Origin of the sequence: Aquipuribacter hungaricus (assembly GCF_037860755.1) — a bacterium.
Taxonomy (GTDB): domain Bacteria; phylum Actinomycetota; class Actinomycetes; order Actinomycetales; family JBBAYJ01; genus Aquipuribacter; species Aquipuribacter hungaricus.
The window spans coordinates 1-4,407 of sequence record NZ_JBBEOI010000272.1 but is presented as its reverse complement, the minus strand read 5'-3'; the positions used below and the strand labels follow the sequence as shown (position 1 = coordinate 4,407).

Below are 4,407 nucleotides of genomic sequence, written 5' to 3'. Positions count from 1 at the left end.
GGTCGACGGCGCCCGGACGGGGCTGGCCAAGCTCGCGGGCATCCTCGCCGAGACGACCGGGACCCCCGCCGGGCCGGCCGTCGTCGTCGGGGTGGGCGTCAACCTCGCCGACCCCGACCCGGTGCCGCCGGGCGGGCGGGCGACCTCCCTGCAGCGCCTGCTGGACCGCCCGGTCGGCGCCGACGAGCTGCTGCCGCTGCTCGAGGAGGGCCTGCGCGGCCGGGTCGGGGCGTGGGAGCGGGCCGGCGGCGACGCGGCCGCCTCCGGCACCGACGCGGCCTACCGCGCGGTCTGCACGACGCTCGGGCGCCGGGTGCGCGCGAGCACGCCGGGCGGCGTCCGCGAGGGGACCGCCGTCGACCTCGCCCGCGACGGCTCGCTGGTCCTCGACGGCCCCGGTGGGCGGACGACGGTGTCCGCGGGCGACGTGGAGCACCTCCGGTGAGCGTCGACCGGCTCACCCCGCGGGAGGCCGCCGCCGCAGCCGGGGTCTCGCGGCTCAGCGCACGCAAGCTGTTCCGGGCACTGGGCTACGCCGACGCCGACGACGAGCCCGTGCTGGGGGAGACCGAGCTGCAGGTGCTGCGGATCGCCACGCGGCTCGTGCGCGACGGCACGCTCGACGAGCGGACCGTCCTGGACCTGGCGCGGGCCGTCGGCCGCTCGGTCGACCGGCTCGCCACCTGGCAGGTGGAGACCCTCGCCGAGCGTGTCGGCGGCGACCCCGCGACGACGCACCTGCTGCTGCGCCAGGTGTCCCCGGACCTGGAGGAGCTGCTCGGCCTGGTGTGGCGGCGCCTGGCCGACGACGCGGTCGAGCGGGTCCTCGTCCCGGCGGGGGAGGTGTTCTCCCGCGCGGTGGGCTTCGCCGACGTCGTCGGGTGGACCCAGATGGTGAGCACGCTCGACGAGCCCGAGCTCGCGGCGCTGGTCCGCCGCTTCGGCGACGTCGCCGGCGACGCGGTGGCCGACCACGGCGGCCGGGTCATCAAGACCGTCGGCGACGAGGTGATGTTCTCCTCCGGCAGCGCCGAGGACGCCGCCCGCACGGCGCTCACGCTGTCCCGGGCGTTCGAGGAGGACCCGTTCGTCCCCGGCGTCCGGGTCGGCTTCGCCTACGGCCAGGTCGTGGCCCGGCTCGGCGACCTGTTCGGCACCACCGTCAACCTGGCCTCCCGGGTGTCCCGCCTGGCCGGGGCCGGTGACGTGCTGACCGACGCGAGGACGGCGGGCATGCTCACGGGCACCACCGGGCTGCGGCTGCGGACCCTCGGGCCACGGCAGGTCCGCGGGGTCGGGCCGGTCGCGCTGGTGTCGGTGGAGACGCCGGGGCAGCGGACGGGCGAGGGTGGCTACGCACCCGGCGAGCACGGCTAGGCACGAGGAGGAGCAGCATGGCGACGGCGCAGCAGTGGGTCCGGCTGGTCGACGAGGACCCCGAGGGCCACGTGGTGAGCCTCGTGCTCGACCGGCCGGAGGCGAGGAACGCGATCTCCGTGGAGCTCGCCCGCCAGGTGGGCGCGGCCACCCAGCAGCTGCACGGGCGCCGGACGCTGCGGGCCGTCGTGCTGCGCTCGACCCGCGAGGACGCCTTCTGCGTCGGGGCGGACCTCAAGGAGCGCCGGCACGCCACCGAGGCCGACCTGCTGGCCGCCCGTGCCACCAGCCGCGCCTGCTACGGCGGGGTGCTCGGCCTGCCCGTCCCCGTGGTCGCCGCGGTCACCGGGTACGCGCTGGGCGGCGGCTGCGAGCTGGCGCTGGCGTGCGACCTGCTGGTCGGCGACGCCGCCACCGTGCTGGGTCTGCCCGAGGTCGGCGTCGGGCTCGTGCCCGGCGGCGGGGGCACGCAGCTGGCGCAGCGCCGGCTCGGGGCGGGCCGGGCGGCGGACCTGGTCCTCACGGGCCGCCGCGTCGACGGCGCCGAGGCCTACCGAATCGGCCTGCTCGACCGGCTGGCCACGACCGGCACGGTGGTCGAGGTCGCCACCGCGCTCGCGCGCGAGACGGCGTCCCGCTCGCCCGCCTCGGTCCGCGCGGCCAAGGCCGCGATGCGCGCCGGTGCGGCGCTGCCGCTGGCGGACGCGCTCGAGGTCGAGGACGCCGCGTGGCGCGGCGTCGTCGCCGGCCCGGACCGTGCCGAGGGGATCGCCGCGTTCGTCGAGAAGCGGCAGCCGCGCTGGGCGGACCCGCTGCCCTGAGGGGCGCTCAGGCGGGCGTGCGCACCTGGCCGCCGCCGACGGGGTCCTCGACGGGCTCTACCTGGTTGAAGACCACGGTCCGGTACATGAGGAACCGGAACAGGGTGCCCATCGCCAGGCCGACGACGTTCGCGGCGATGTTGTCGGCCACCGGCGAGGTGAGCCCGAGCAGGTAGCGCGACACCGCGAGCGGCACGAGCGCCAGCAGCAGGCCGCCGACGTTGACCACGACGAACAGGACGAGCTCCCGCGGCACGGCGGAGCGGCGGCGGCGCCGGAAGGTCCAGTAGCGGTTGCCCAGCCAGGCGACCATCGTCGCCACGGCGACCGAGACGACCTTGGCCGTCAGCGGACGGCCCTCGAGGACCGGGTCCGCGCCGACGTGCAGCAGCAGGTTGAAGACGCCGAGGTCGACGACGTAGGCGACGGCGCCGACGACGCCGAACTTGAGGCCCTCGCGCACGACGAGGGCGAGGGCGCCGGTGACCACGGCGTACAGCGAGCGCACCCGGCAACCGTACGTGAGTCCTGCGTAGGCTCCGCCCGTGCCTGCGGACGACGACACGACCGGACCCGGCTTCCCCACCGTCACCGTCGTGGGGGGCGGGCAGCTCGCCCGCATGATGGCCCCCGCCGCGGTGGGCCTGGGGGTGCGCCTGCGCGTGCTCGCCGAGCGCGACGACGACAGCGCGGCCCTGGTCGCCCCGCACGAGCTCGGCGCGGCCGACGACACGGCGGCCGTGCTCCGCGCCGCCCGGGGCGCCGCGGTCGTCACCTTCGACCACGAGCACGTGCCGGGCGACGTGCTGGCCGCGCTCGAGGACGCCGGCGCCGTCGTCCGGCCCGCCCCCGGGGCGCTGCGCCACGCGCAGGACAAGCTCGTCATGCGCCGGGCGCTCGCCGCGCTGGGCCTGCCGGTGCCGGCCTGGGACGCCGTGGCGGACCTGGACGCCCTGCGCGCCTTCGCCGACGCCCACGGCGGGCGGGCCGTCCTCAAGACCCCCCGCGGCGGCTACGACGGCAAGGGCGTGCTCGTGCTGTCCACCGCCTCCGACGACGGCTGGGACACCGCCCAGGAGTGGTTCGACCGGGGGACGTTCCCGGCGCTGCTCGCGGAGGAGGTCGTGCCGTTCGTCCGCGAGCTCGCCGTCCTCGTCGCCCGCAGCGCCATGGGCCAGGTGGCCCTGTGGCCCGTCGCCCAGACCCTGCAGGTCGACGGCGTCTGCCGGGAGGTCGTCGCCCCGGCCCCCGGGCTCGACGAGGACCTCGCGGGGGTCGCGGCCACCACGGCCGCCCGGATCGCCGGCGCCCTGGACGTCACCGGGGTGATGGCCGTCGAGGGCTTCGAGGTGGCCGGGCCGGACGGGCCGCGCTTCGTCGTCAACGAGCTGGCCATGCGGCCGCACAACTCCGGGCACTGGACCATCGACGGCTCCGTGACGAGCCAGTTCGAGCAGCACCTGCGCGCGGTGCTCGACCTGCCGCTGGGCGACGTCCGGGCGCGCGACCGCTGGACCGTCATGGTCAACGTGCTGGGCGGGGAGCACCCCGACCTGTACTCCTCCTACCTGCACGTCATGGCCCACGACCCCGCGGTCAAGGTCCACCTCTACGGCAAGGCCGTCCGGCCCGGCCGCAAGATCGGGCACGTCACCGTCTCCGGCGACGACCTGGACGACCTGCTCGAGCGCGCCCGGCACGCCGCCGGCTACATCAGGGGAGAGATCACCGAGTGAGCGAGACCAGCAACGAGACCAGCAGGTCCCCCCGGCCCGTCGTGGCCGTCGTCATGGGCTCCGACTCCGACTGGCCCGTCATGCAGGCGGCCTCGGAGGCGCTCGACGAGCTCGGCGTCCCGCACGAGGTCGACGTGGTCTCCGCGCACCGGATGCCGCACGACATGCTCGCCTGGGGCGCCGCGGCGGCCGGGCGGGGGCTGCGCGTGGTCGTCGCCGGTGCGGGCGGTGCGGCCCACCTGCCGGGGATGCTCGCCTCGGTGACTCCGCTGCCGGTCGTCGGGGTGCCGGTGCCGCTCGCGCACCTGGACGGCACGGACTCGCTGCTGTCGATCGTCCAGATGCCCGCCGGCGTCCCGGTCGCCACGGTCGGCGTCGGGGCCGCCCGGAACGCCGGCCTGCTCGCCGCGCGCATCCTCGGCGCGGGCGAGGGGGCCGAGGCCGAGCGGCTGCGCGCGGCGCTCGTCGAGCAC

General features: G+C 77.1%; 5 protein-coding genes and 1 pseudogene. 5 read left to right on the top strand and 1 reads right to left on the bottom strand.

Going from position 1 to position 4,407, the window contains the following annotated elements; all coding sequences use genetic code 11:
- The 3 genes and pseudogenes from WCS02_RS17900 to WCS02_RS17890 all read left to right on the top strand — a co-directional run.
- Positions 1-445 (top strand): annotated as a pseudogene (locus WCS02_RS17900) (biotin--[acetyl-CoA-carboxylase] ligase); the annotation flags it as partial.
- Positions 442-1,377 (top strand): adenylate/guanylate cyclase domain-containing protein, encoded by a 936-nt coding sequence (locus tag WCS02_RS17895; RefSeq protein WP_340295637.1) that lies wholly within the window; start codon positions 442-444, stop codon positions 1,375-1,377. The pseudogene WCS02_RS17900 and the gene WCS02_RS17895, both read left to right, overlap by 4 nt.
- Positions 1,378-1,394: 17 nt before the next feature.
- Entirely contained in the window at positions 1,395-2,198 is an 804-nt protein-coding gene (locus tag WCS02_RS17890; protein ID WP_340295636.1) for an enoyl-CoA hydratase/isomerase family protein, read from the top strand.
- A gap of 7 nt (positions 2,199-2,205) precedes the next feature.
- Here WCS02_RS17890 and WCS02_RS17885 read toward each other — a convergent pair whose 3' ends face one another.
- Complete coding sequence (locus tag WCS02_RS17885; protein ID WP_340295634.1) at positions 2,206-2,706, bottom strand: GtrA family protein; 501 nt, start codon at positions 2,704-2,706, stop codon at positions 2,206-2,208.
- A 37-nt stretch (positions 2,707-2,743) separates the two neighbouring features.
- On the opposite strand from WCS02_RS17885, the gene WCS02_RS17880 reads away from it, so the two are divergent.
- The gene (locus tag WCS02_RS17880; RefSeq protein WP_340295632.1) at positions 2,744-3,934 is read left to right on the top strand and encodes a 5-(carboxyamino)imidazole ribonucleotide synthase; all 1,191 of its coding nucleotides are present in this window, start codon (positions 2,744-2,746) and stop codon (positions 3,932-3,934) included.
- 53 nt (positions 3,935-3,987) lie between these two features.
- Positions 3,988-4,407, top strand: a 420-nt coding sequence (gene purE, locus WCS02_RS17875) for a 5-(carboxyamino)imidazole ribonucleotide mutase (protein ID WP_340295638.1), incomplete at its 3' end; no start/stop codon positions are given.

Coding starts and splice junctions, on each gene's coding strand:
- WCS02_RS17890 (WP_340295636.1), top strand. CDS start 1,395: ATGGCGACGGCGCAGCAGTGGGTCCGGCTGGTCGACGAGGACCCCGAG.